Here is a 22,041-nt window from a genome sequence, read left to right as displayed (position 1 = left end):
AGCACCATGCGCAAAGGCATCATCCTGGCCGGGGGTTCCGGCACGCGGCTTTATCCGATCACACGCTCGGTCTCCAAGCAATTGCTGCCGGTGTACGACAAGCCGATGATCTACTATCCCTTGTCCACGCTCATGCTGGCAGGGATTCGTGACATCCTTGTGATCTCCACGCCGGACGATACGCCACGCTTCGCCGACATGCTCGGCGACGGCAGCAAATGGGGCATCAACCTCCAGTACGCGGTCCAGCCGTCGCCGGACGGCCTGGCGCAGGCCTTTATCATCGGCCGCGACTTTATCGGCAACGATTCCTCCACACTGATCCTGGGCGATAACATCTTCCATGGCCACGACCTGGTGGGCCAGCTTGGCCGTGCCGGCAGCCAGGACGCGCGCGCCACAGTGTTCGCTTATCACGTGCACGATCCGGAGCGGTACGGCGTAGTCGAATTCGACGACAACTTCCGTGCGCTATCGCTCGAAGAAAAGCCGCTGAAGCCGCGTTCAAACTATGCCGTTACCGGGCTTTACTTTTATGATCGGCAGGTCTGCGACATCGCGGCCGATATCAAGCCGTCAGCCCGGGGTGAGCTCGAGATCACTGACGTCAACAAGCGCTATCTCGAGATGGCGCAGCTCGACGTGGAGATCATGGGGCGCGGCTATGCGTGGCTCGATACCGGCACGCATGACTCGCTGCTGGAAGCGGCCAGTTTTATCGCCACGCTGCAAAACCGGCAGGGCCTGATGGTCGCTTGTCCGGAAGAAATCGCGTATCGCAGCAAATGGATCGATGCCGAGCAGGTGGCGGCGCTGGCCAAGCCACTGTCCAAAAACGCTTATGGACAGTACCTGCAGCGCATTGTCTCGGAAACGATCAAGTAAGCAAGACCATGAACCTGACAGTCATCCCTACAGATATCCCTGAGGTGCTCATCCTCGAACCCAAAGTGTTCGGCGACGACCGAGGATTCTTTTTTGAAAGCTTCAATGCCAAGGCGTTTGAAGCCGCGACCGGGCTCAAGCGCGAGTTCGTGCAGGACAATCACTCGCGCTCCGCGCGCAATGTGCTGCGTGGGCTGCATTACCAGATTCAGCGTCCGCAGGGTAAGTTGGTGCGGGTGACTTCGGGCGAAGTGTTTGATGTGGTGGTTGACCTGCGCCGCGGCTCGCCCACTTTTGGCAAATGGACCGGCCTGACACTTTCCGCGGAGAACAAGCGCCAACTGTGGGTGCCCGAAGGGTTTGCCCACGGTTTCATGGTGACGTCCGAGTCCGCCGAGTTCCTCTACAAGACCACTGACTACTGGTATCCGGAACACGAACGCAGCCTGGCCTGGAACGATCCGGCGCTCGGGATCGACTGGCCGCTCGACGGCGAGCCCATTCTCGCCGCGAAGGACCAGCGAGGATTGTCGCTGGCGCAGTCTCTGGAGCAAAAGTGAGCAGGGCCATTCTCCCCGCCAGCCATATCGTGATGGGTCCGTTCGGCGCGTTATTTCGCCACCGGAGCCTGGTGTACCAGCTTACCAGGCGCGAGGTCGTTGGTCGGTACCGCGGATCGATTTTCGGTCTGCTATGGTCATTGTTCTACCCAGTGTTGATGCTGTCGGTCTACACCTTCGTGTTTGGCCATGTTTTCAAGTCGCGTTGGGGCAGCGGTTTCGAGAATTCCTCTGACTTTGCCTTGATGGCTTTCGCGGGGATGATTGTTCATGGCTTGTTTGCAGAGTGCGTCTCGCGTGCGCCGAGTCTGATCATCGGCAATGCGAACTTCGTCAAGCGAGTGGTGTTTCCCCTCGAATTACTTGCCTGGGTAACCCTATTTGCCGGTTTTTTTCATGCCCTGATCGGACTTTGCGTGCTAATGGCATTTAGCCTCCTGCTTGGCCACACGCTCAGCCCGACTATTGTGCTGTTCCCCTTGATCCTGTTGCCGTTCGCGTGCTTCGTGGTCGGATTGATCTGGGCGCTTGCATCGCTAGGGGTCTATTTGCGAGACCTCGGTCAGATTATTGGGGTCATGGTTACGGTAACGATGTTTATGTCGCCCATGTTTTATCCGGTATCGGCGCTTCCAGCACGCCTGCAGCCCTTCATGCGTCTAAATCCGCTGACGTTCCCAATGGAGCAGCTCAGGACCGTGATGATTGGTGGTGGCATGCCGAATTGGTCCGGGCTTGCTATCTATTCATTGGGCGCAGTCGTTGTGGCGTGGTGTGGTTTCACGCTCTTCCAGCATTTGCGCAGGGGGTTTGCCGATGTCCTCTGATGTTGTGATTCGCGCCGCGCATCTGGGGAAGTGCTTTCGCATTTACGACAAGCCGCGTGATCGTCTGCTGCAAGCGGTGCGCGGCCGTATCGCAAGCCTGACCGGCTTTGCTCAGGCGCCACTCTATCGCGAGCGGCGCAGGCTTCAATATGGAGTTCAGTGGGCGAGAGAATGTCTATCTGAATGCTGCCATCCTTGGCCTCACGAGAGCGGAGATCGATGCGGTCTTTCCTCAGATCGAAGCGTTCGCTGAGATTGGTGATTTTATCGATCAGCCGGTCAAGACCTATTCGAGCGGCATGTTCGTGCGGCTGGCTTTCTCCGTGGCCGTACATGTGGACCCAAAGCTACTTGTCGTGGATGAAGCGCTGGCGGTGGGGGATGCTCGTTTCCAGTCGAAATGCCTGGACCGCATCAAGGCACTTAAGGATGGGGGTGCCACTATCCTCTTTGTGAGCCACGATGTTGGCGCTGTGCGTACTTTGTGCGACAGAGCGATCTGGCTGGACAAGGGCGTCATGCGCCTGGAAGGGGATGTATTGAGCGTGACCGCTCGATATATGAAATTCCTGTTCGATGACGACGAGGAAGGTTGCCTCGCCACAGCGGAAGCGGGCGACTTGCAAAAGCCAGAGCACCATCGGCGCGCGATCAGTCACTGGGGAGAAGCGATGGGCTGCATCGAGGAGATTGACCTCCTTGATGCCAGCAATATGGAGCCAGTCTCCGTCATCAAAGGCGAGGCGAGTTTCGTCGTCAGGATCAAGTGCGGCCTGCCGGATTCTTCGGATGTGTCGTCTCTTGGCATTGCTCTGTCGATCAAGAATATTGCTGGATCGGACCTGATCGTTTCGACCACTTGGGATAGTGGCTACCGGTTTCAGCGCGACGCCGGCGGTGACGTGCTTGTCGAGTTTCGCATGACCAATCAGTTGGCGCCTGGCAACTACATGATGGCCCTCGCTGTGGAGGACCGGTCGGGCGCAACGGTGCGGTATCTCGAATATATCGAAGGCGGTCTATATTTTTCTTCAATCTGGCCCGGAACCGTACACGGTATGTTTGTGCCTAGCATCGACCAGGCGGTTTCTATTATCTCGCAAAAGGTTGCACCTCTGTGATGGACTCTAATATCAACAGCAAGAGCTACTGGGAKAATCGCTTCGAACAGGATTGGTCAGAAGCCTCTGGTCGCGAGCAGACGCAATATTTCTGCCAACTCGCAATGAGGCATCTTCCGGATTGGCTAGGCGACGCGATTCGCACAGGCGCGCTGACCGTATGCGACTGGGGTTGTGCCGAGGGCGACGGGACAAGGGTGCTCACGGATGCACTGGCGCCTGCCGAAGTGGTCGGAATCGACTTTTCGGACGCTGCAATACATAAAGCAACCCAGAATTATCCAGGGCTGCCGTTTCGCGCCGTCAACCTGCTCGAGCAAGGCGTCATTGCTGCGAAGCCGTTTGACGTCATATTCAGTTCAAATACGCTCGAACATTTCGACCAGCCTTTCGATGTGCTGGAAAAGCTGGATCCATACATCGGCCAATGGTTGGTGGTGCTGGTTCCTTACCGCGAGTTCGAACGCATACCCGAGCACGAGTTCACGTTCGATTTCGGTAATACACCCGTGCAGTTGCGCAACGGCATGGCGCTGGTCCATGCTGAATTGATGGATACGAGACAGCATCATCCATGCTACTGGCCGGGCGAACAGATGTTGCTGATCTACGGGCGGCCAGACGCGATCCTTGCGCAAGGATTGACCCTGGGGCAGGTAGAAGTCATTGCGGCTGGCCATTTCCAGCGCTTTCAGGCGGCTAATGCGCAACTGAAAAAGGCAACCGCTGAGCGCAAGCTTTTTTCGGAGCAACTCGACCATGCAGAGCGTGCGCGTGCGCTGGCAGAGTTCCGGAGCGAGGAGGCTCTACGGCAAAGTGCGTCGGCTGAGCGCCGCAGTGCGGCGGCCGAGAGTCGGTGCAATGATGCTGTGACTGTGCTTGAGCAACGCGACAAGGACCTTGCACTTGTTTACGGTTCCTTGTCGTGGCGGGTGACTGCACCGCTACGCATGATCTGGAGCCCGTTTGTAAAGACGCGGCGTTCGTTGGGCCGCCTGAAGCGGTTCATCGCGCGGCAGGGTGGCATCGTTAAGACGTCGCGCAAGCTGCTCGAGTTCTATCGGCGCGAGGGCGCTGATGCGGTCATCGCCACGGTGCGGCGCAAGGTCGGTTCGAATCTTCACGCGTCGCCGATCGTCAAGGCTGACATCGTATTGCCGCCGGCCGAACCCCATGGAGAGGGCGAGGACGTCATTTTCTGGGGCGTGATCGATTGGCACTTCCGTTTCCAGCGGCCCCAGCAACTGGCATTGGGCTTCGCAGCACGCGGCCATCGCGTCTTCTATGTCAGTGCCCAATTGCTCGACCGGCCGGAACCTGGTTTTAGCATCGAGTCGATTGGCGGGCAGCCCGGCGTCTATCAAGTCCGCTTCCATGCTCTGGGCGCACCCCCTATCTACAATGAACTGGCGCCTGAACTGATTCACGAGCAAATCCGAAGTGGGTTGGCGGCCTTTGTCCGCTGGGCGGGTGCGGAAGCCTATATTTCAGTCGTCCAGCATCCATTCTGGCTGGGCTTTGCGCACAGCGTCCCAAGGAGCCGGATGGTCTATGACTGCATGGACCACCACGAGGGGTTTGGCAACGTATCGGTGGAAATGATTGTTGCCGAAAAGAGCTTGATGGCGGAAAGCGATGTCCTGGTCGTCACCTCCGACTGGCTTCGGAATGCATGCGAGGGCAAGAATGCCAACGTCTTCACGGTTCGCAATGCTTGCGACTTCAAGCATTTCAGTACGCAGCCAGAGCGAGTTTTCCAGGACCCGAAGAAGCGGCGCATTATTGGCTACTACGGGGCTATCGCGGAATGGTTCGATGTGGAACTGGTGCGTAAGGTCGCGCTTGCATTTCCCGATCATCTAGTGATGATGATCGGTGCGGACACCTGCAACGCAAGTACACAACTGGCCGACCTCCCCAACATCGAATTCTTTGGCGAGATTCCCTATGCGGAACTGCCGCACTATCTATATGCATTCGATATTTGCGTACTGCCGTTCCGCGTAATCGATCTTACGCTGGCGACAAATCCGGTAAAGGTCTACGAGTACCTCTGCTCCGGTAAGCCCGTCGTATCTGTGAGCTTGCCGGAAATGAAGCAGTTCGGCGAACTGGTCTATACCGCCGAGGGGCACGAAGCCTTTGTTGCCGAATGCCACCAGGCCCTGTCGGAAAGCCGGGAGAGCGATATCGTGCGCAGGCGAATCGCGTTTGCCTCGCAACAGACCTGGAAGCATCGAGCCGAGGAGTTGGAGGATGCGCTGGCGAACGCGGTCCGGCCGTTGGTAAGCATTGTGGTGCTGACCTATAACAATCTTGACCTGACCAAGAAATGCCTGGCCAGTATCGACGCGTGCACGGCAGACGTACGTCATGAAATCGTCATCGTTGACAATGCGTCGTCGGATGGCAGCCCCGACTATCTTCGCGCCTATGCCAATGGACGCAGCGACGTCAAGCTATTGCTGAGCGACGAGAACACGGGCTTTGCGGCCGGAAATAATCTGGGTCTGGCGGCGGCTTCCGGCGAGTATCTGGTTATCTTGAATAACGACACTGTCGTGACGCCGGGCTGGGCCTCTGGTCTGGTGCGGCACCTTCGTGCGGACGAATCGATCGGATTGATCGGGCCAGTGACCAATAATATTGGCAACGAAGCAAAGATCTCGATTACGTACGACAGTACGGAGGAGATGCCGGCACTGGCGCGCAAATACACGGTGGCGCAGATGGGGCGCACATTTGATATTCATACAGCTGCCTTCTTCTGCGTGATGATCCCGCGAACGGTCTATGAGAAGGTCGGCGGCCTGGATGAAGCGTTTGGCCTGGGCTTTTTCGAGGATGACGACTATTGTCGCCGGTTGCAGCAGGAAAACTTGCGATGCGTATGCGCGGAGGACGTTTTTGTGCATCACCATTTGTCGGCATCTTTCAACAAGCTGGGGGATGAACGGCGCAAGGCGCTAATGGAGAAGAATCGGGCCATCTATGAGGCGAAGTGGGGGCCATGGGTGCCCCATCGCTACAGACAGTAATCCGGCGCACTACCGGCATTTAGGAAGGCGGGATCGATTGGCTGCATCCCTTTCGTATCCCAAGCCGGATGCCTGACAGGTGGATTGGTGGCGGCAGTGAGCGAGGCTACCGATGTCCAGAAGTCGTTGATTTTGGTGGCAAGAGACGCGCTCGTCCTTCACGCGAGTGTGGCCGAGGGGGTGCACTGGGCTGAGGCACCAGGCTATCTGGCCGCCGGGAGTGGTGAGTTATGCAGCGGAGGGGACGGTGGAGAGCTTGAGTGATGGCAAGATAAGCTCGTACGCATATGGCGGTGAATGTCACCAGAACAAGGTTTCCTATCGCGGAGCGCTGGTGGCGGTCGCATTGATCTGGTGCCTGCTTTCCTGGCGCTGGCTGTCGGGTGGGATCTATATCCCATTTGATGCGATGGACGAGTTCTATCCGCAAATGCTGTTCAATGCGCGCTCGTATATTGATGGCGAGTTGCCGCTATGGAACCCGTACCTCTTCGCTGGTTTTGCGAATGTGGCCGACCCGCAGGGCATGGTATTTTCGCCGCTGATGAATCTGATCATGGTGGTGTTGGCTCCGCACTACCTCCTCGCGTTCAGTATCGCCGTACTCTTGCACGTGCTGCTTGGCGGCGTAGGGATCGTGCTGTGCGCACGGGACCGCGGTACGCCCGTCGCAATCGCCGTCATCGCGGCGCTGGTCTACATGTTTGGCGGGGTGGCCATTGCCCGTCTGCAGCACACGCCGATGATTGTCGGCTATGCAATCCTGCCCTTTTGCTTTCTATATCTTAGCCGTGTCATACGGTCGGGAGCTTGGAAGGCGGGTTTGATGGCAGGGATCGCGGGTGGGCTATTGCTGCTGCATGGCACGCAAGTGACCTATCTGGCTACGTTATTCCTAGTGCTGTACCTGCTCACGAACTGGCGCTCGCTGGGGAACGCACGGCGGTGGACCGCGCTGGTCCTTGCGATGCTGGTGGCGCTGTCGCTGTCGTTCCCGTTTCTCTATGCGGTAAAGGTGTTTCTCGGCATTTCGAATAGGCCCGAAATTTTCTATGATTATCTGGCTGCGAATCCTGGCGGAGCGGAATTCCTAGCGTTCTTCACGTTTCTTCTTTCCGCCTATTCTGGATCCACGATGGGTAAGCCCTGGTTGGGAGAGCTCACGTCCAACTATTTCTATATAGGCCTGGTTCCACTGGTTCTCGTAGGTGCATCAATACTTTCAAAGCCGAAAGACGAATTTCAACGCCGCGAGAAAGCGGCATTTTTGCTTGGGCTGGTTTTCTTTATAACATATGCTCTTGGGCCGAACTGGCATGTTTATCGCGCCTACTATGAATTGATTCCTGGCGTCAAGCTCTTTCGTCGCCCCAATGACGCAATGTTTCTGGTAAATGCGATATTTGCATTTTTGTTGTTGAATCTTGACGACGATTCGATTTCCCGCTTGCGCCTTTACGTCGCGCGACAACCCGTGCGGCTTGCCGGCCTGATTATCGCGGGAGTTGCGGTGGTCTTGTGGATGGCGTGGTTTCTTTATGCTGGTAGCGTGCCATTTTATAATGTGGCTGGGCGCTTCCTGCTGCCATGTCTGGTCTATATATTGCTCTGGGTAATATTTAGGAAAACACGCATATTAACCACAATTCTTGTGCTTGCCGTGGCGGCGGATTTGGCGTTCGCGGGTGTGGGGAAGCCGTTCAATGCGGTGGGGAAAGGTTATGTCTCCAACTTTTTCCCGAAACCTGGCGATAATCCAGTGACGGAATGGTTAAAGCCGCGCGTAGCCAATCAAGGTGGGATCGACTCGCGTATCGAACAGATCGATGCCTGGCGAATGTGGCGCAACGTCCCGTCGATCGAGCGGTTCCAGTCCACGTTGGGCTACAATCCGCTGGTCGAGGCCGCCTATAAGCGGTTTTACGGGGCGCCCGAATCGTCGGCGAGTCAACGGATCGAGGGTGTGGCTTCCAGTTATGGCTCGCCGAGGTTCCGGGCGCTAGGCGTCAAATATGTCGTCAGTAGCGCGTCATTGGATCAGCTTGACCCGGAGTATTTGAAGGCACTGCGCGGACCGGTGGCTGAGTTCGATAATACGCAGATCTGGGAAGTAAAGGAACCGCTGCCTCGTGTGTTGAATCCCAAGCAATTCGTGGTGGTGGCGCCTGGCGAAGGCATGAAGGATTTCCAGCCAGAGCGGAGCGTTGAGATTACGGATGACGGGGCGCTGACAGAGGCGCAGATCCAGGCCATGAAGTCCTGCAAGGGGTCGCTAAGCTATACCTTGCGAGAGTATCGAAACAACAGGCTGGAAGTTGAGTATGTGGCAGATGCTCCAGCTTGGTTTGTTTTATCGGATGTTTATCACCCGTGGTGGCGGGCAAGTGTGAATGGGGAGAGGGTGCCATTGTTTCGAGCGAATCAGGCATTTCGCGCGGTATGCGTTCCCGCAGGCAAGGGTGTTTTGTCTATGGATTTCCATTTTATGGATCTCTGACCAATCAATTTCGCATTAATAGAAGGTTGCTCTGAAGATGAAAAGGAAGATTATATGCGTCGTGGGAACGCGCCCGGAGGCGATCAAGATGGCGCCCCTGATCAACGCGCTGAAGGGCGAGCCTTGGGCGGATTGCAGGGTACTCGCCACCGCGCAACATCGCCAGATGCTGGATCAAGTACTCGGCTTGTTTGGCATCGAGCCTGATATTGATCTGAATATCATGCGGCCGAATCAGTCGCTGGTGGAATTGACGTCGCGTCTCCTCGTCGAGGTGGACCAGGTCCTTGACGCGGAGCGGCCTGACGCCGTGGTAGCCCAGGGAGATACCACTACCGTGATGACGGTGGCCCTGGCCTGCTTTTACCGTCGCATTCCCTTTGGGCACGTCGAAGCTGGCCTGCGGACCTGGGACATGCAAAATCCCTTTCCGGAAGAGATGAATCGCGTGATCGCAGGGCGCATTGCACGCTGGCACTTCGCGCCCACCGCCTCATCCCGTGAGAATCTGCTGCGCGAAGGCATTGCCGATAGCGAAATCTCGCAGACGGGCAATACGGTGATCGACGCACTGCTCGATGTGGTCGAGCGCTGCGACCATCTGATGCCGGCAGTGCAAGCGGGCAAGCGCCTGGTGCTGGTCACCTCGCATCGTAGGGAGAACTTTGGCAAGCCGTTTGAGGAGATCTGCCGGGCTATCAGGCACTTGGTGGAGACGAACGAGGACATCGAGGTTCTTTATCCCGTACATCCCAACCCCAACGTGCGCGACATCGCGCATCGCATGCTAGGGACCTTACCGCGCGTAACCTTGACGGAGCCGCTCGACTACCTGCCATTCGTTGCGGCCATGAAGCGCGCGTACCTGATCCTCAGCGATTCGGGCGGTGTACAGGAAGAGGCGCCGGCGCTGGGCAAGCCCGTGCTGGTGCTGCGTCGTGAGACGGAGCGGCCGGAAGCGGTGGACGCCGGCGTGGTCAAGCTCGTGGGCCCGGACTACGAACGCATCGTGTCCGAAGCGCAGCGGCTCCTGGATGATCCCGAGGCCTATCGCAGCATGGCCCGAGGCGTTTCGCCATACGGGGATGGACACGCATCGGAACGCATCGTGAAGGTTCTGCGCGAGTATTTTGCATGATCCGATTGGTTTACCTGTCGCCGGTTCCATGGTCTTCCTTTTCGCAGAGGCCGCATAAATTCGTCGAATGGTTTCATGCGCAAAGCGGGGGAGACGTGGTCTGGGTGGAGCCTTATCCCACCCGCTTGCCCAACATAGGCGACTTCCGGCGGCTACGCTTGGGGTCGCATGAGGGCAAGAGCATCGCGCAACAGGGCGAGCCCCCGGCGTGGCTTAAGCTAGTGAGGCCAAGGGCATTGCCGGTGGAGCCGCTGCCGCTGTTGGCTTGGGCCAACGTAACGCTGTGGCGTAATGCGCTCCATGCCATCGAATCGTTCGCTAAAGAAGGAGATACCTTCCTCGCTATTGGCAAGCCGTCGCTCCTCGCTTTGCTGCTGCTGTCAAAGCGGTGGTTCAAGGGCTCCGTCTATGATTCGATGGACCATTTCTCCGCGTTCTATAGTGGGGTGTCTCGCTTCGTCATGTCGCGGCGAGAAGCAGCCGTGGTGGCGAAGGCTCAGATGGTGCTTGCCTCTTCGACCTGCCTGCTGGACCAGTGGCGCCTGATCCGTAATGATGTGAGCCTGGTTCGCAATGCCTGTGATCCGGCCGTCCTGCCGGCGCCCCGTGCGCCTTTGTCCCAGCACGGTTCACGCCGCGTGTTTGGCTATATCGGCACTATCGGGCGGTGGTTTGACTGGGATGCGGTAGCGGCGCTCGCGCGGGCGCAGCCGCAAGCCACGGTTCGCGTGATCGGCCCGGTCTTTGTCCCTGTGCCAGCAGGCCTGCCGGGCAACGTGGAAATGCTGCCGCCGTGCACGCATGAGAAGGCGATGGACGCGGTCACGGAGTTTGACGTCGGCCTGATACCGTTCAAGCGGAGTGAATTGACGGACTCTGTCGATCCCATCAAGTATTACGAGTATCGTGCGCTCGGCATACCAGTTATCTCGACTCGGTTTGGGGAGATGCGCCAACGAGAGGGAGAGCGCGGCGTATTTCTCGCGAACACGGCGGACGAGATGGCGAAGGCGGCGGCAGTTGCGCTGGACTTCAGGGATTCGCCCGGCGCGGCAATGGCTTTCCGGGGAGAGCAGACCTGGTTCAGGCGATTCCAGCAAAGTCCCGTGGGCAGGCTGCTGATTGATGGAGGCGTTCTGTGAACGGGCCGATCCGGATGTCCGTGTCGATCGTCAGCCACGGACACGATGACTTGATTGCGCCATTGCTCGACGATCTTGCCGGATTTGCATCGTCGATATCGCTCGAATTGATCCTGACCGAGAATATACCTGGCCGTCTGGAGTCGATAGCGCGTAGCTCGGGTGTTCCCTATCGGCTGATAAAGAACAGCGAGCCGCGCGGATTTGGCGCAAATCATAACGCCGCGTTCGCGCTAAGCACCGGGGAGTTCTTCGCTGTCCTGAATCCGGATCTCAGGATGACGACCGGTAATCCCCTGGCAATCCTTGCGGAACAGGTGAGGCTGCATCCGGGCGTCGCTGGCCCGAAGGTCCTCGCGCCCGGCGGTGGCATAGAGGATAGCGCGCGCCGGAACCCATCGGTCCTGCGCCTRGCATCGCGTGTGCTCCTGGGAAGGAGACAGGCCGACTATGATGCGAATTTACCCGTCCAGCCCGTCGATTGGCTGGCAGGGATGTGCCTGGTGTTTGACCGGGCGTCCTTCGCCGCGATCGATGGCTTCGACGAGAGATACCATTTGTACTGTGAGGACGTCGATGTTTGCCTGCGCCTTCATCTGGCGGGAAAAAGTGTGAGTTGGGTGCAGGGGGCTTCCGTTGTTCATGATGCCAGGCGCCAAACTACAGTCAGCAGTCTTCATTTCCGGTGGCATCTAGCGAGTCTCTGGCGTTTGATGACGTCTTCGGCCTACTGGCGATATATTGCGCAGGGTTCCGGTTCGGACTAGATCAACATGTACGATTTCTTTTGGGTTCCTCTCTTTGTGGCTCTGAGTGCCGTGGCCGCCGTGCTAATGCTGCGGCCGCTGGCGTTGCGCGGTGAATTGCTCGACAAGCCGGGTGGGCGCAAGCGCCATAGCGGGGAAGTGCCGCTGGTTGGCGGAATTGCCATCACGTTAGCCGTGTGGGCGGGGTCTGCCGCGTTCGTCAGGGTTTCGGACTATCACGTTGCCCTGTTGGCGGGAGTGACCTTGCTGGCGGCGGTCGGTGTGATTGATGACTTGCGCGGCATGACGCCGTTGGCGAAATTGTGCGCTCAGCTGTTTGCAGCGATCCTGATGACCTCCTGGGGAGGGGTATTCCTCATGTCACTCGGCGATCTGTTCGGCAAACGCGAAATTGAACTGACGAACTGGGGGATACCACTGACGCTGTTTGCGGTGGTCGCGGTGATCAACGCGATGAATATGATGGACGGCCTGGACGGTCTGGCAGGCGGCCTGGCGCTCACGGTTTTTGGCTGGTTCTCCTATCTTGCTGGCGAGGTAGGCAATTTCACCGCCCAGCGATATTGCGTGATCCTGTTTGGCGCGTTGGTAGGATTCTTGATTTTCAATATTCCCAATCCGCTTAGGGGGAAGAAGCGTGTCTTTCTAGGCGATGCGGGTAGTCTGATGCTCGGCTTCGCGGTGGTGTGGTTTGCGGTTGAGCTATCGCAACCATCGTATAACGCGGGAAAGCATGTTCCTCCTGCTGTCATGTTGTGGATAACCGGTGTGCTATTGATGGACCTCACCGCTGTGACTGCCAGGCGCGCCATGGCGGGCCGGAACCCGCTGTCCGCGGATCGCACACACCTCCATCATGTGCTGGCAAGAATCGATATCCCTACCGACAAAGTCGTGTGGATCATTCTTGTGAGCAATGCGCTTTTTGGCGCGATCGGGGTGTTAGCGTGGAAAAGGGGGGTGCCGGAATACTGGATATTCCTGGCTTTCCTGCTGGTGACTGCTGTGCATCTGGCCATTATGCATAATGCGGCTCGTTTTCTGAGGAAGGGGCGCCGACTTCTTTCGCGCAGGCAGCAGAAGAGAACAGATTAGATTCCTGCGTAGGCGCGCGCCGGCCGGGCTGCCAGTAAGCCGAGGCTGCTCGGGGGTGCGTCATTGCATATGTGGCAGCTTTATTGCTTTGGGTGATGGCAATGCGGTTTGCTATCGACGATATAGGTAGAATATGGGAATTCTCAGGGAAGGTGTTTCCTACGGAATCGTGGGAGTACTTCAACTTGGGGTCGATTGGGGGTGCTTCGTGCTCTTGTCCGCTCTAGGCATCGGGGTTGTTCCTGCCAATATTACGGGCAGAATTATCGGCGCCCTGGTGGGCTTCTGGTTGAATGGAAAAGCGACGTTCTCGCTGGCGCTGGATGGCGGCTTGAGCTTGCGGCATCTGCTCAGGTTTTCTTTGTCCTGGGGTGTCATGACCGTTGCGAGCACTATCGTCATCGGTTACATGGATCATGCGAAGGGACTGCATTTCACGTGGCTAGTCAAGCCGGTGGCAGATGCCGTTCTGGCCTTGCTTGGCTTTACGGTTTCGAAATATTGGATATATCGTTGAACAATATACTGGGAAGAGAGTATTGGTAATGAAGCCGTACGCTGAAAGGTGGAATGTAGGTGAGCAGCGCGTCGCGGTGATCATCCCCAGCTACAAAGTTGTCAATCATATTCTGTCAGTGATTGATGAGATCTGCGGACTGGTTTGGCGAATCTACGTCATAGACGACGCATGTCCCGAGGGTAGCGGCGCGCTTGTGGAGCAGCAATGCACCGATCCGCGCGTAAGCGTGATCCGCCACGAGAGGAACAAAGGGGTTGGCGGGGCAGTAATGACTGGCTACCGCGCAGCTGTCGAGGACGGAGCCACCGTGATTGTCAAGGTCGACGGTGACGGGCAGATGGATCCTTCCTTGATCCCGGAGTTCGTCATGCCGATTATTTCGGGTGACGCGGACTACACCAAGGGGAATCGCTTCTACGATCTCGGGAATATTGGGCGCATGCCGGCCGTACGTATCTTCGGGAATGCAGTGCTTTCCTTGATGTCGAAGCTCTCTACCGGCTATTGGGATATTTTCGACCCGACCAACGGTTATACGGCAATTCACGCCGATGTGGTTCGCAGGCTCCCATTGGAGCGCATAAGCGAACGCTATTTCTTTGAAACCGACATGCTGTTTCGTCTGGGTACGTTCCGGGCCGTGGTTGTCGATATCCCAATGGATGCAGTCTACGGTGAGGAGGTCAGCAATCTGAAGATTTCGAAGATCATGGGCGAGTTTCTTACGAAGCACATCAGGAACTTTGGGAAGAGAATTTTCTATAATTATTTTCTTCGCGATGTTTCATTGGCCAGCATTGAATTGGTGGTCGGTCTTCTGGTGATGTCTTTTGGCATTATTTTTGGCGGCTACCATTGGTACGACTCCAGCAGGCTCGATATCAGCACGCCGGTAGGGACCGTAATGGTAGCGGCGCTATCGTTCCTGACGGGTTTGCAATTGTTGCTGGCGTTCATCGGAAGTGATATCGCAAGTGTGCCTATTCGTCCGGTCCACCGGCTCTTCGCAGCGCGGAAGAGTTTAATCACAGAGCATAACGATGCAGGTTGAGCATGTTTGAGTTTGCCCCGACGCGGACGGATGATGCCGCGCTAGCCCAATATTCCGAGCTCTTTCGCGTGTGTTTTCCCGGGGCCGATCACCTGCGGGAGGGGTATCTTCGCTGGCTGTACCGTGAGAATCCGTCCGGTCCGGTCATTGGCTATGACGCCTTCGTCGGGGAGCGGCTGGCCGGTCACTATGTCTGCGTTCCGGCGGACATGTTTCTCTTCGGCCAACGACGTCGGGCAATGCTGTCCCTGAATACCGCGACGCACCCGGAATTCCAGGGGCGCGGTCTATTCACGGAATTGGCTCGCCGTACGTATGCACTGGGTGCTGAGAAGGGTTTCAGTTTCGTCTACGGCGTCGCCAATGCGAACAGCACGCCGGGGTTCACGCGCAAGCTGGGATTCCAACTGGTGAGCCCGTTGGAGGCCAAGATCTCAATGGGCCGGCTTGCGAAGGTAGACTGGCCTGCGGCGTGCCAGCAGGCCTCGATTCGGGGCGACTGGACTGGGACGCGGCTCGCGTGGCGTGCCGCCAGCCCGCGTAATCAGATACGGATTGCTCGCGTGGAGGAGGGCGTTTTCGCTGCCCACGCTCGCACCGGTTATCCAGGGATCGTAGTCTGCGGAGAAGTGCCGGTATCTCAACAGCCAACGTCGTCGAAGCTTGAAGCGGTGCCACCGTTGCCGCGTCTTTTCCTGGGCTTGCTGCCAGCGGGTACGTTTCGGCGAGGCCTGTCGATCAGCGTGCCGGATGCCCTGCGACCGTCACCGCTCAATTTGATCTATCGATCTCTTGACGACGAGCATGCCAGCGTACCGACGGAAGAGATCAGCCTAAACTTCCTGGATTTCGATGCCTATTGACACATCTAGTYGCAAAGAGATGCTGTTTCTGCTTGCGCATCCCGATGACGAGTTTGGCTGCTTTGAGTTGATCCGCCGGGTTGTGGCGGGCGGAGGCCGGGCGAGAGTCGTGTATCTAACGGATGGCGGCGCTAGCGAGGCGGTCTCGTCTCGGCGCTCGGCGGAAAGCCGGCGCGTGCTGGCCGCGCTGGGCGTGTCGGCGCGCGACCTGCATTTCGTGGGCGCAGCACAGCGCCTGCCGGACGGCGGCTTGTATCGCCATCTGCGTCGGGCCTGGGATGCGTGCGTGGACTTCTGCCAGGCACACCCGGGCATTGACGCCATTTGTTTTCCGGCGTGTACTTGCACATTCCATGGCGTGAGCGATTTCGATACGTGGGGTTTTGTGCCACCTTTTATCCTTCGCAATGGAAGACCTGGGTGGGCTTGCTACCTTTCGTTTTGCCGAAACTCATGGTCGGCGGTGCCTATAGTTTGCAAAGGGCAGACGAAACGCGAATTTGGCGGCGTCCACATGAAGGTGCGCTCCTTTATGAGCGTCGCGGCTGGCTGACATGGGGTGCGTTCGAGACGGAAATGCGTGCCTTTTTGCGTGATATCGACCAGCAAGCTCACTAATAGGGAGTGCCGATGGCGATAAAGAATGTCAGTMAACATGCCACACTCTGAAACTGAATAATATGGGCTTTTTTTGTGCTGACAAATAGATTTGGGTGCGCATTCACATGGGCCGCCCGCGCGCTGCTTTTTATTGGTTGCGTATCGGTTGGTGGCGGCTTGTTCGCGACCAGAATTTGGGAGACGGTTCCGGGAGAGCGTGTTTCGGAGCTGGCGCTTATTGCCGCCATTCTAGCCGCGGTGGCATTGGTCGGCGTCTTCGTTGTTCGCTGGTCGGCAAGTACGACGCTGGCTATCCTTGGGGCAGTCCTGCTATGGCGCCATGCGGGAACAGCCCCCGTGGCTGCCGCCATCATTTTTGCCGGTGCCGCTGTCGGGATTGGTATGCCCTTTGTTTCCGGCATGGGTTACCGACGCTGGGCGCTGGCGCTCGTCGTCGGCATGCTGCTGATTTCTGGCGTACTCGGATGGCTGCTGCCATATCCGATTCACGATCAACTGGTCTACGGATTGCTGTTTGGGAGTATCTGGGTATTCCGGTTCCAGGTTATCCGCGAGGCGGTACGCCGGCTCGTAGCAGGGTGGCGGGAGGCGGTACGCAGTGAGCCGCGGGCGGCCTTCTTCTGTGCCACTGTGTTGCTGCTGGGCTCTATGGCGCTGTGGGTTCCTACCGTACAGTTTGACGATTTGGCGGGCCATCTGGCAATTCCGTTCCAGTTGCGCGAGCTCGGATACTATCGCCTGGATGCGGCGTCCCAGGTGTGGGCGATGACGCCCTGGACTCCCGATGTGCTCCAGGCGATTGTCGGAGTCCTGGCGGGGTCGGACGCACGTGGTCCAGTGAATGGTATCTGGTACGCGCTAGGGGCGTATTTTCTATGGGATATTTGCCGCAGCCTCGAATTGCCGCGAGCGCTTAGATGGCTGGTGGCGGCAGCCTTTGCGAGCCAACCGCTTGTGCTTGCATTGCTGGGAGGCATGCAGGTTGAAATCGTACTGACGGCACTATCGGCTGCGGTGATCTCGGTGGTTCTCCATACAAAGAGGAAGGGGAATTCACTGCCGCTTGCTCCCGTGATTCTGATTTGCGCGGGATTGCTGGCAGTCAAGGCGACGCAGGTGTTGCTGGTCTTGCCAGTTGCCGTCTGGGCTCTTTGGGGGCGCCGTATCGGCAGGGAACTGATGGTCTTCGTGAAGTTCCTTCCGATTGTTTTGCTGATCACGGGGTCGAGCTATTTCTATGCTGCTCTCATTACCGGCAATCCGGTACTTCCTATATTTAACGACATCTTCCGGTCGCCATACTACTCGATCCATCGTTTCAATGATGCGCATTGGCACGCAGGCCTGACATGGTCGCTGCCTTGGCAACTGACTTTCGATACCGATCGTTATATGGAATCGTATGACGGGAGCGCTGGCTTTCTATTTCTCGGGTTGCTGGGAGGATGCCTTCTGGCGCTCAATACCAGGCGCGCCGCACCCGCGATCGTGGTGATTGGCATTTCCATGCTGGGCACGCTTTATAGTATCCAGTATCTCCGGTATGTGTTTCCGGCATTGACATTGATTATTCCCTTGTCGGTGGCGGGGTGCTATTTCTTCCTGAGGCGGCAGCGTGAGCTGGTCTTGGTTCTCGGGGTGCTGATTATTGCCAACCTGGGATTTTATCCTAATTCTTTTTATCGCTATCAGAATAGCTTGTTTTGGGATTTGTTCAGTTTTAAGCAGCAGGCCAAGCGTATCGATGTCGAATTCGCACCGGAGAAGGAAATGGCCAGATACCTGCGGTACCATGGCAATGGTGGCGGCGTATTGCTGGCCGAACCCGGTCGTCCCTACATGACCGCGTTTTCCGGGAAGGCAATTTCACCGATCTGGTACGACCCGACAATGCTGGATGCGGTGAATAAGGCTAATGAGGACACGCGCGGTGAGCTTTGGGTGCGACTGATCAACTACGCCGGCATTGGGTACGTGATCAGCAAGGGAGCGCCAGAGAGCCAGGCACTCAGCGCCGCCTTCAAGACATTAGGAGCGGTTCCGGTGTTACAGATAACCGATGTGACCCTCTGGGCTGTGCAATCGGGCGCGGTGACGGTGCGGCCTACCCTGGCGAACACGAGAGATTATGCGCGACAGCAGCTTTGGCCGGGCTGGCTGCGCTTCCAGCATGGTGCGCAATGACTAAAAGCAGGCTTGGTTACGTTATCCTTGGGGCGTTTTGCCTCCTGTTCGTCTTGGTCACGTGGAGTGCAAAGCAGCGCATGCATCCCCACTTGGGTCGCGTACCTGGCATGGCGTTGATTGCTTCAGCTGTTGATCGATCCGTCCCCGGCGCCAGCATACAGCTGGTGCCGCTGCAGCCCTATTCGTGTGAGTCGAAGGAGCCCGTAGCGTTTCGGGCGAGCTGGCTGGTTGATTCCGCAAGCGTTGGCTGGGTGCAGATATGGCTCCTTCCCGAGAGTGGCGATCCCGCTCTTTGGCATGCCGGAGCGGACGCACGTGGCCAGAAAGATACGGGCCGTTGGATCTCCGGGCGGACGCTCTTTCTTCTGATGGACGGGGCGACCGGGAAGCTGCTCGCCTCGGCGAATTCGAAAGATATTCTTTGTGCCGATAAGGCGCGTTTCTAGTTTATGGGTGATCAAAAAAAGCTGATTTCAATAATTGTCCCGTTCTATAACGAGGGCGGGGGCGTGGACAATTTTTACGAGAAGATGAGTCCGGTCCTGGCGCAAGTTGCGAAACTCGACTTCGAGGTGGTATGCATCGATGACGGTAGCCAGGACGATACGCTGAGGCGGTTGGTTGCCTTGGCAAGGCGTGATTCTCGTTACCGAGTGCTGGAGCTGTCGCGGAACTTCGGCAAGGAAGCGGCGCTGACTGCCGGCATTGATGCCGCGCGGGGCCATGCTGTGATACCCATCGACGCGGATTTGCAGGATCCCCCCGAGCTTATTCCGGCATTGATAGCGGAATGGCAGCGTGGGAGCGAAGTTGTCCTCGCGAGACGAGTGGACCGGAGTTCGGATTCATTCCTCAAGCGTAAAACTGCCGAACTGTTCTACCAGGCTCACAACAAGCTTTCCCACATCAAGATTCCCGAGAATGTGGGGGATTTTCGGTTGATGGATCGGATTGCCGTTGATGCACTTCGGAAGTTGCCGGAGCAGCAACGCTTTATGAAGGGACTCTTTGCCTGGGTGGGATTCCGGACCACCACGATCGACTACACTCGCAATCCAAGGGTGATGGGAAGCACCAAGTTTTCCGGATGGAAACTTTGGAATTTTGCGCTCGAGGGTATTACAAGTTTCAGTGCTGCACCGCTCAAGCTTTGGACCTACGTGGGAGGTGTTGGTGCCCTAGTCACTTCCCTGTATGCGGCGTATATTGTCTTTCGGACACTGATTCGCGGGGTGGATGTTCCCGGCTATGCTTCGTTACTGGTTGCTGTCCTGTTTTTTGGTAGTGTCCAGCTTATCGGCATAGGGATGTTGGGGGAGTATGTGGGACGAATATATATGGAGTCAAAGCGGCGGCCCACCTATATCATTAGGGAAATTCACCAGAACAGCGACAAAAATGAGGATCAGGTTTGACCCTGGGTTTTTGAAGCTGTTTTGAGTTTGCCTGGCTGGTGAGGCAAGACAGCCCGCAGCCGACCAGGGCTATCGATGCTTGATTTGCGCGCCAAATTGCCAGAATTTCTTATCCCTCTTCACCCTTGCGGCAATTGGCATGGAGTGCTTCAGTGGCCAAAGAATCCCATGCTTTGGCTCTGGGGCTCCATATATCGTTAGATCATTGAAGCCAGCCCTCTTCAGCTCGCGTAAGACGGACCATTCAGAAAAGACCCGCATCTCCAGTGTTGTTCCTGGACCACCATGGAATACGAGGTCTTCATATATCTGCGTTTCTCCCTTGCGCGTGGTGTTGACGAGGCGGTATCCGTTCTCGCTTTCCTGAAGATCATAGTTGTGCAGATCGGGAAAGTGTTCAGTGGTCTGGACTCGTTTCTCTCCGGTGTGGAAATACGGCACAGTGAAGATGAAGACGCCGTTTGGTTTTAGCAGGCGTAGCGTATTTTCGAAAGCAATGGAAACTGGCGGTGCAACGTGCTCATAAACGTCGGTTGATATAATGAAGTCTAGCGAACCCTCCATGGCGGGGTCGATGTTTGTAATATCAAGAAACGGTTCTTGGTGATAATAAGTATTTTTATATGCAACTCGATGCGCCAAGGGTATTGCATAGCCATCCCAGCAGCTCATTCCAATGCCAACGATGTCCGGGCGCGGTGGATCGATATCGGAGATGTTCAGGCTTTTGCCAAATAATTCCATGGTTAGCGCATGGATGATTGATCGCATTCTTACGGTAGAGCCGCAGGTGCAAGTCGGTTCTTCACGCGTCAGTTTTTCCGGGGGGACTATATTATTTGCGTTGCAAATATTGCACTGAAAATTATGCGGAGCATTGTTTTCTGGTGCCATATGCGGCATCTCCATTCCTTGTTCGCAATCAGACTTGTTTGGTAGCCACTTGGATGCCCCGGAGGGAATAGCCATTGGGCGGAGGGTGGTGCCGGGCAATTTCCACGAATCACAGTTGTTGCCGTGATTTCTCTTGGCAGAGGGAGTAAAGGGCGCTAGGTCAGTGGCATATTGCTGCAGATTAATCGGATCTGTCCCGGTTGTCCAGATGATTATGTGCGAAGTAGCGCTCGGGTAATGCAGGCCACTTCGTGCTGAAGTTTTGAGTGCGCCTCGTACGCTGCTGACGGCATGTGCCCGCGTAAGCTCGCATCGTTGTCGCACGACGACAGCACCTGTCCGCAGCTATGCATTTCCCTGTTCCGACCCGCTACTTCCACATGGAAGCCGACCGGTGGCAAGTGCCTTACGCCAGTTGCACTAGGCCGCGCCCCAACCCTCAGTCGGGTCCATTTCTGTGCCTTTCGCTCCTCATTGATGTGTCGGATACGCAGGCCAGGATCCGCGTGGTGGTGAGCCAGACCCGCGGGATCCTCAAGGACCGCGCTTGCCCCCACCTGGGTAATTTTTAAGGTCAAATATTCGGTTGCTATTGAGTGGTCTTCACCCTGGAGATCAACTGCGTTGCATATTTCCTTCCGAATAGCTGGTCGTATTCGATCATCTCGTATAGCGAGAACAGTTCGCCGGTCTGCGGTGGTCCTTCGGCTACGGTTCCATTAATAGTCTTGCTGTAAAATTGGCTGATTATTGGATTTATGTTTTGAATACGGTTAAGCAGTTTGTCCAGCTTATTCTCATCAAGCCCGCTGGCTCGCTTCACGATTGAGCCAAGAAAGATTGGGCTGATGATTTTCGGGAGGCTGACCTTTCTTGGCAGATTCGTCCACATCACGACGGGAACGGCATGCATGGCTTCTCGTTCGGCATGCGACCATTCCTTTTGGTCAGGGCTTTTGATAAGTCCGGACTGTGTGTAAACGAGAAACCTATCCCCCAGGAATGGTAAGTGATCGCCGAACATGACGACGATGGCCTTTCGATCTGATGTTTTTAAGTTATTTACAACGGTGTTAAAGCTCCGAACTGCATCCCGAGATCCGGTCGCGTAGGCTTCCAGCAGGTCCTTGGCATCCCCRGTTAATCGCTGTTTGTTGTCATGAATTTCGACACGAGACTCTCCTCGGTAGCGACTTGCGCCGTCGCGAATTTTATGTTGAGCGGGATGATCTTTTTGACTGCTGACGTTTCATTCATTTTCTTTGGTGACAGGTCTGATCTTGTGAGGCTGAGCGCCACTAGTTTGAATATTAGAAGCTAGGCATATTGGGCGCGAGCGCGCGACCGCAGGCGGCCGTCGCCGCGATAGGTCTGATCGCGGGTGGCTTTGGACAGTCTGCATTGGCGAGAGGCGCGATCG

At 56.7% G+C, this 22,041-nt stretch carries 19 protein-coding genes; 17 read left to right on the top strand and 2 right to left on the bottom strand.

Going from position 1 to position 22,041, the window contains the following annotated elements; translation table 11 throughout:
* The first annotated feature begins 6 nt into the window (after positions 1-6).
* From rfbA to AC1DKD_RS28595, 17 genes are all read left to right on the top strand, one after another.
* Positions 7-885 carry a glucose-1-phosphate thymidylyltransferase RfbA gene (rfbA, locus tag AC1DKD_RS28675; RefSeq protein WP_477111276.1) on the top strand — a complete coding sequence of 293 codons (879 nt, stop codon included), beginning with the start codon at positions 7-9 and terminating at the stop codon, positions 883-885.
* A gap of 8 nt (positions 886-893) precedes the next feature.
* Positions 894-1,445: a dTDP-4-dehydrorhamnose 3,5-epimerase gene (rfbC, locus tag AC1DKD_RS28670; protein WP_477111275.1), complete on the top strand. Its 552-nt coding sequence runs from the start codon at positions 894-896 to the stop codon at positions 1,443-1,445.
* A gap of 32 nt (positions 1,446-1,477) precedes the next feature.
* Positions 1,478-2,272: an ABC transporter permease gene (locus AC1DKD_RS28665; protein ID WP_477111299.1), complete on the top strand. Its 795-nt coding sequence runs from the start codon at positions 1,478-1,480 to the stop codon at positions 2,270-2,272.
* Positions 2,273-2,421: 149 nt separating this feature from the next.
* Positions 2,422-3,393 carry an ABC transporter ATP-binding protein gene (locus AC1DKD_RS28660; protein ID WP_477143988.1) on the top strand — a complete coding sequence of 324 codons (972 nt, stop codon included), beginning with the start codon at positions 2,422-2,424 and terminating at the stop codon, positions 3,391-3,393.
* Complete coding sequence (locus tag AC1DKD_RS28655) at positions 3,393-6,431, top strand: glycosyltransferase (protein WP_477143987.1); 3,039 nt, start codon at positions 3,393-3,395, stop codon at positions 6,429-6,431. The genes AC1DKD_RS28660 and AC1DKD_RS28655 overlap by 1 nt, the downstream gene beginning before the upstream one ends.
* A gap of 256 nt (positions 6,432-6,687) precedes the next feature.
* Positions 6,688-8,928 carry a hypothetical protein gene (locus tag AC1DKD_RS28650; protein WP_477143986.1) on the top strand — a complete coding sequence of 747 codons (2,241 nt, stop codon included), beginning with the start codon at positions 6,688-6,690 and terminating at the stop codon, positions 8,926-8,928.
* Between the two features lie 37 nt (positions 8,929-8,965).
* On the top strand, positions 8,966-10,066 hold the full coding sequence (wecB, locus tag AC1DKD_RS28645; protein ID WP_477111271.1) for a non-hydrolyzing UDP-N-acetylglucosamine 2-epimerase: 1,101 nt from the start codon (positions 8,966-8,968) through the stop codon (positions 10,064-10,066).
* The gene (locus AC1DKD_RS28640; protein ID WP_477111270.1) at positions 10,063-11,208 is read left to right on the top strand and encodes a glycosyltransferase family protein; all 1,146 of its coding nucleotides are present in this window, start codon (positions 10,063-10,065) and stop codon (positions 11,206-11,208) included. Before wecB ends, AC1DKD_RS28640 begins: the two co-directional genes overlap by 4 nt.
* Positions 11,205-11,975, top strand: coding sequence for a glycosyltransferase family protein (locus tag AC1DKD_RS28635; protein ID WP_477111269.1), 771 nt, complete (start codon positions 11,205-11,207; stop codon positions 11,973-11,975). The genes AC1DKD_RS28640 and AC1DKD_RS28635 overlap by 4 nt, the downstream gene beginning before the upstream one ends.
* Before the next feature lie 6 nt (positions 11,976-11,981).
* The gene (locus tag AC1DKD_RS28630; protein WP_477111268.1) at positions 11,982-13,070 is read left to right on the top strand and encodes an MraY family glycosyltransferase; all 1,089 of its coding nucleotides are present in this window, start codon (positions 11,982-11,984) and stop codon (positions 13,068-13,070) included.
* 133 nt (positions 13,071-13,203) lie between these two features.
* Positions 13,204-13,587, top strand: a complete 384-nt coding sequence (locus AC1DKD_RS28625; RefSeq protein WP_477111267.1) for a GtrA family protein — start codon at positions 13,204-13,206, stop codon at positions 13,585-13,587.
* 28 nt (positions 13,588-13,615) lie between these two features.
* Complete coding sequence (locus tag AC1DKD_RS28620; RefSeq protein WP_477111266.1) at positions 13,616-14,641, top strand: glycosyltransferase family 2 protein; 1,026 nt, start codon at positions 13,616-13,618, stop codon at positions 14,639-14,641.
* Positions 14,642-14,643: 2 nt separating this feature from the next.
* Positions 14,644-15,504 carry a GNAT family N-acetyltransferase gene (locus AC1DKD_RS28615; RefSeq protein WP_477111265.1) on the top strand — a complete coding sequence of 287 codons (861 nt, stop codon included), beginning with the start codon at positions 14,644-14,646 and terminating at the stop codon, positions 15,502-15,504.
* 19 nt (positions 15,505-15,523) lie between these two features.
* A complete protein-coding gene (locus AC1DKD_RS28610; RefSeq protein WP_477143985.1) occupies positions 15,524-16,057 on the top strand; it encodes a PIG-L deacetylase family protein in 534 nt (177 codons plus the stop codon).
* Between the two features lie 224 nt (positions 16,058-16,281).
* Positions 16,282-18,309, top strand: coding sequence for a hypothetical protein (locus tag AC1DKD_RS28605; protein WP_477111263.1), 2,028 nt, complete (start codon positions 16,282-16,284; stop codon positions 18,307-18,309).
* 110 nt (positions 18,310-18,419) lie between these two features.
* Positions 18,420-18,758 (top strand): hypothetical protein, encoded by a 339-nt coding sequence (locus AC1DKD_RS28600; RefSeq protein ID WP_477111262.1) that lies wholly within the window; start codon positions 18,420-18,422, stop codon positions 18,756-18,758.
* Positions 18,759-18,761: 3 nt separating this feature from the next.
* On the top strand, positions 18,762-19,727 hold the full coding sequence (locus AC1DKD_RS28595; RefSeq protein WP_477111261.1) for a glycosyltransferase family 2 protein: 966 nt from the start codon (positions 18,762-18,764) through the stop codon (positions 19,725-19,727).
* Positions 19,728-19,796: 69 nt separating this feature from the next.
* Here AC1DKD_RS28595 and AC1DKD_RS28590 read toward each other — a convergent pair whose 3' ends face one another.
* Together AC1DKD_RS28590 and AC1DKD_RS28585 are read right to left on the bottom strand one after the other, a co-directional pair.
* A complete protein-coding gene (locus AC1DKD_RS28590) occupies positions 19,797-20,621 on the bottom strand; it encodes a class I SAM-dependent methyltransferase (protein WP_477111260.1) in 825 nt (274 codons plus the stop codon).
* A gap of 589 nt (positions 20,622-21,210) precedes the next feature.
* Positions 21,211-21,645 carry a hypothetical protein gene (locus tag AC1DKD_RS28585; protein ID WP_477111259.1) on the bottom strand — a complete coding sequence of 145 codons (435 nt, stop codon included), beginning with the start codon at positions 21,643-21,645 and terminating at the stop codon, positions 21,211-21,213.
* Positions 21,646-22,041: the final 396 nt, after the last annotated feature.

The organism is Cupriavidus sp. 05T313 (genome assembly GCF_056396665.1).
Note: the sequence above shows the minus strand (reverse complement) of the source record. Positions and strands in the feature narration are given on the sequence as shown.

Bases quoted from the DNA above. Each gene is read 5' to 3' on its own strand.
- AC1DKD_RS28615 (WP_477111265.1), top strand. From the start codon at position 14,644: ATGTTTGAGTTTGCCCCGACGCGGACGGATGATGCCGCGCTAGCCCAA.
- AC1DKD_RS28625 (WP_477111267.1), top strand. From the start codon at position 13,204: ATGGGAATTCTCAGGGAAGGTGTTTCCTACGGAATCGTGGGAGTACTT.
- AC1DKD_RS28595 (WP_477111261.1), top strand. From the start codon at position 18,762: ATGGGTGATCAAAAAAAGCTGATTTCAATAATTGTCCCGTTCTATAAC.
- AC1DKD_RS28600 (WP_477111262.1), top strand. From the start codon at position 18,420: ATGGCGTTGATTGCTTCAGCTGTTGATCGATCCGTCCCCGGCGCCAGC.
- rfbC (WP_477111275.1), top strand. From the start codon at position 894: ATGAACCTGACAGTCATCCCTACAGATATCCCTGAGGTGCTCATCCTC.
- AC1DKD_RS28590 (WP_477111260.1), bottom strand. From the start codon at position 20,621: ATGGCACCAGAAAACAATGCTCCGCATAATTTTCAGTGCAATATTTGC.
- AC1DKD_RS28665 (WP_477111299.1), top strand. From the start codon at position 1,478: ATGGGTCCGTTCGGCGCGTTATTTCGCCACCGGAGCCTGGTGTACCAG.
- AC1DKD_RS28640 (WP_477111270.1), top strand. From the start codon at position 10,063: ATGATCCGATTGGTTTACCTGTCGCCGGTTCCATGGTCTTCCTTTTCG.
- AC1DKD_RS28585 (WP_477111259.1), bottom strand. From the start codon at position 21,645: ATGTTCGGCGATCACTTACCATTCCTGGGGGATAGGTTTCTCGTTTAC.
- rfbA (WP_477111276.1), top strand. From the start codon at position 7: ATGCGCAAAGGCATCATCCTGGCCGGGGGTTCCGGCACGCGGCTTTAT.
- AC1DKD_RS28620 (WP_477111266.1), top strand. From the start codon at position 13,616: ATGAAGCCGTACGCTGAAAGGTGGAATGTAGGTGAGCAGCGCGTCGCG.
- AC1DKD_RS28610 (WP_477143985.1), top strand. From the start codon at position 15,524: ATGCTGTTTCTGCTTGCGCATCCCGATGACGAGTTTGGCTGCTTTGAG.
- AC1DKD_RS28630 (WP_477111268.1), top strand. From the start codon at position 11,982: ATGTACGATTTCTTTTGGGTTCCTCTCTTTGTGGCTCTGAGTGCCGTG.
- wecB (WP_477111271.1), top strand. From the start codon at position 8,966: ATGAAAAGGAAGATTATATGCGTCGTGGGAACGCGCCCGGAGGCGATC.
- AC1DKD_RS28660 (WP_477143988.1), top strand. From the start codon at position 2,422: ATGGAGTTCAGTGGGCGAGAGAATGTCTATCTGAATGCTGCCATCCTT.